The organism is Rubritalea squalenifaciens DSM 18772, from assembly GCF_900141815.1.
Classification (GTDB): Bacteria; Verrucomicrobiota; Verrucomicrobiia; order Verrucomicrobiales; family Akkermansiaceae; genus Rubritalea; species Rubritalea squalenifaciens.
In genome coordinates this window covers 1-4,409 of the sequence record NZ_FQYR01000013.1, presented here as the reverse complement: position 1 = coordinate 4,409, position 4,409 = coordinate 1, and the positions used below count along the sequence as shown (strand labels likewise).

Here is a 4,409-nt window from a genome sequence, read left to right as displayed (position 1 = left end):
GGGCTTGAATTCAAGCGTGAGCGCTCAGGCGCCACCACGACTTACTCAAAGGATATCCTCAAGCGTACCTATCGTGTCACCAGCAAGCGCTCCTCGACCGGAGCCTCCGTCTACACGACGACTGCCTATGACGGACTGACCACCACGGTGAACCGCAATGACGGCACGACCACCCTGCTGGTGTCGGAAAGCACGAAGACACTCAGTGGCTTGAGCACGACCTACAAATATCCAGATGCCGACGGCGATAGTCAGCACGAGACTGGTAGCCGGATAACTGTTCACAATACTGGTAGCGGTTCTACCACCACGAATACCGCGCCCGATGGCTCTACTACGGTGACCGTCACCTACATGGATGGCTCTACCAAGTCATCTACTGACCAGGCAAGTAACACGACCAGCTACGACAAGGGAACCCATGCCCTCAGCGGCGGTGGTCTCTACTCTCTGGTGACGGCTCCGAATACGACTCAAAGCACAAAGACATACCGCGACCAGCTTGGGCGTCCCTTCCGTACGGAATATGCTGACGGCAATCACAGCGAAATGAGCTACTACGCGCAGACGGCAGCAGCTGGCGCACGCGGCAAACTGCATATCACCAAGGATGCGGACGAAGTGACTCTGGCGGATTCCGGTACCCACACATCCTACGGCTACAACGCTGAAGGCGAGCGCAACAGCGTGACTACCCAGCTGCCAGACGACCAGACGCTAGTCCAGACTACCGATTCAGATGTAGTCAGTGATGGCATGCTTGGTGTTTGCTTCCGTACTCGCTCCTACACCAACGGCGTACTGGTTTCCACCAGCCTTCGTTCCAGTGACGGCTATTCTTCGAAAACAACGACACTCGCGGGCACCAGTAGCTCATCTCGCACGGTTCCACTCATTACTTATTATGAGCAGGGCGATACGATCCCTCAAGGTAAGCAGATCGGAGACATCAAGACCATTGATGGAACCGACGGGAAGTGGGAGGTAACCAGCGTGGCAGCCGATGGCACCCAGCAGAAGCAGTTCTACAGCGATGGATTAATGAAGTCTGCCGTCAGCTTCGAGAGCGGAGCGACACTTCCTTCCACAGCACTTGCGGACATCACCAATGTCACCGACACAGGTTTCATCACGGGCGCAAGTGTCATCTACGATGCCTTTGGTCGCACCACCAGCCGTACCGACGCCCGTACAGGCACGGTCACCTACAACAGCTATCGTGAGAACGGTGGACTTGTCTCCATGACGGATGCGGGCAGCCGCACCACCTCCTATGAGTACGATAAGATGGGCCGCACCATTCAGGTCAATGCCCCGGACACTGTAGACAGCAGCAGCAATACCCTGGCGAACATCACCTACACCAGCTACTACCCGACTGGCCAGGTGAAGGCGACTTGGGGCGACCAGACCTACGCCCGCTTCAATGTCTACGACAGCCTCAACCGATTGACTGAGTTGCGTACCTACCAGAACCTGGCGCACGGTACCGAACCTACATCCGCAACGACTGGTTTCGCCAAGACTGCTTGGATCTACGACGGCCAACGTGGCTGGCTGCTTGAGAAAAACTACGATGGTGAAACCGACGACGGCTCCACCGATCCGGACTACACCTACACCTCAGCAGGTCGTTTGCTGACCCGTACCTGGGAGCGTGGCATCACCACGACCTACAGCTACGAGAACGGCATGCTGGCAAGTACTGCCTACAGTGACGGCACGACACCAGGAGTTGTCTACACCTATGACAGCTACGGTCGTGTAGCGACAGTGACCCAAGGCGCTGGAGCCGCCCAGAACGTGCACACTTACAGCTACGACGCTTCCACACTTCAGCTGGACAGTGAAACCATCAGCTATGCTAATGCGACACATGTCCGCACTATCGACCGCCACTACGACAGTCTTTTGAGACCGGAAGGTTATGAACTCAAGACAGGTTCAACGGTGGAGACTGCAGTAAGCTACGGCTACGACAATGCAGGCCGCCTGCATCAGGTGGGCACCAGCTACCCGCTGCCTACCTCACCTGAGTTCACCTACGGCTACCTGGCAGAGAGCGGTGGCATGGTTGAGACCGTGACTGGTCCGGCTCATAGCGTGACCAACACTTATGCGAGCGATCGCAATGTACTCGCTCAGAAGAAGAACGAGGACTTGGCGACGACCCCGGCAACCGTGAGTCACTTCACTTACTCGGTGAATGCCCTCGGTCAGCGTGAAAGCCAGACAACTGCAGGCACAGCCTTCAGCTCCAGCTTCGTACGCAGCTTCGGCTATGACGCCAAAGGTCAGGTAGTATCCGATAATCACGACACGAACAACGCCTTTGACCGCACCTATGCCTTCGACGGAATAGGCAACCGTACTTCAGCTACGGAGAACACCACGACAGTCAATTACACGGCGAACAGCAAGAACCAGTATAGCACCGTGGGCGGCACAAGCCGCACACATGATACTGACGGAAACCTCACCAACGATGGCAAGACCTACATCTATGATGCGGAGAACCGCCTCATTGAGGTCAAGGACACAGGCGGGAACACTGTCGAGCAGTACGAGTACGATTACCTTTCTCGCCGCATTACCAGAAGCGTCTACGGTGGTGCCACCGTGCAGAGCTTCATCTATGACGGCTGGAACCCGATTGCCATGTATAATGCAGGAGCTTTGTCTCAGACCTACACTTGGGGTAAAGACCTCTCAGGCAGCATGCAAGGTGCTGGTGGTGTAGGTGGGTTGCTTGAAGTTAGTTTCAATTCAAACAGCTATTACCCGACCTATGACGGTAACGGGAATGTGAGCGAATACTTGGATTCAAGCGGATCTGTGGTGGCTCATTTCGAGTATGATGCCTTCGGCAAGACTGTGGTGGAGAATGGAACCCTTGCGGGGAACTTCTTCCATCGCTTCTCCACGAAGCAGTGGAACCCACTGGCTGAGCTGTACTACTATGGGTACAGGTTCTACGCGCCAGAGACAGGGCGTTGGATTAATAGAGATCCGATTAGTGATTTAGGCTCAGTTGCGTATAGGGCGAGCATGCCTGAGTTGGTACAGAGGAAATTTGAAATGCTTGCTACTGAAATAGCCCTCAAATTTAGAGGAGCGTTCAAATATGATGAGCTTATTCAAAAAGCTTATGATGCAATGAGCTTGGAAGAACGTAATTTGCTAAACATGTATCTGACTGTTTTCAATAATACAACTAATTTATTCGATGCCGACGGAAGGGCTGCACCCGTAATTGTAGTTGGTGGGGTAGCAATTACGCTTGGAATAGCGGAGACTGTTGCAGCTTCGTTTGGGGTGTCTGTATTTTGCTGCTTGTTAATGCCTGATTGTCGTGCTGCTATGATTGCTGCAATGTCAGAAGCAGCACGATGTTTAGCTGTTAGTAATCAATGTATTGCTGATTGTAGTGATACTGCTCTACCTACTAAAGGAGGTGATGGTTGGGATTTTTATAAATGTGTTCGGAGATGTATGGAGGCTCATGGGTGTTAGAGTATAAGTTATGACAAATAATGAAGCAGAAAAAATTGTGGAGTTAGTAGAGGGGATATCGAGAAAAATTAATGACTTGATTCTATATGTGGAATCCTCTGACTGTGCTGAATTGGACAAGATTAGTTTTAAGCGTAGTTGTGGAACCGTTATGTATTCATTGTATGAAGAAATCCTTAGACCCTACATTCTTTCCAGTTATCCAGAATTGGACAAAACAAAGGAATGATGCTAAAATGCTAACCGTTAATGGTCGAATTCTCATCGTACTGTTTGGTCGAATACACAAGCTGACCCGTTCAGCTTGTGTCCCCAGCAACCTAAAAAAGTGGAAAACACCCCATCAAATTTGAGAATTTGATGTAAGGGTGGTGACACTTTTGACCGACCAAGAGCGTGCCTGAGAGGGTGCGCTTTTTTCGTAGGGTGTCCTAGAGGATACTTGGCGCAACTATCCCCAGAAGCAACCTACGTTGATACGATGAAGTTCTATTCCTGTCCCATATTCAGGCTCTAAGCGGTGATACCTGCCTTCTTGAGTCTGTGTCTACGTTTCAGGGTAAGCGCTAAATCATCGGCCCTTGGATTTCACTTGCGGCTGACGTTGCAACATCGATTTCGTAGACGTCATAGAGCGTCGTATATGACGTCTATGATCAGGCGGCGGTCTCTTGTCTGCTCGTCTGCTGTTTGTCTTGCTGGAGTCTGATCCAGACTTTGGGTAGCAGCTCACGCAGGTTGTCCTGATTGGTCATGTGGGGAATTTTTTCGAAGACCCATTTGAGGTAGGCGTAGGCATCGTGGCCTGCGCGGCGGATGTTTTCGATCAGCGTGAAGATGACCGCACTGCGCCAGCCCGTGTCTTCGTTGCCTACGAACAACCAGTTTTTGGCTCC

At 52.0% G+C, this 4,409-nt stretch carries 2 protein-coding genes; one reads left to right on the top strand and one right to left on the bottom strand.

The window, feature by feature from the left end; genetic code table 11:
- On the top strand, window positions 1-3,513 hold a 3,513-nt coding region (locus BUB27_RS18785; RefSeq protein ID WP_143185436.1), incomplete at its 5' end, for an RHS repeat domain-containing protein.
- Window positions 3,514-4,169: 656 nt separating this feature from the next.
- Here BUB27_RS18785 and BUB27_RS18780 read toward each other — a convergent pair.
- Window positions 4,170-4,409 (bottom strand): transposase domain-containing protein (locus BUB27_RS18780; RefSeq protein ID WP_143185435.1); only part of this gene is annotated, 240 nt, incomplete at its 5' end.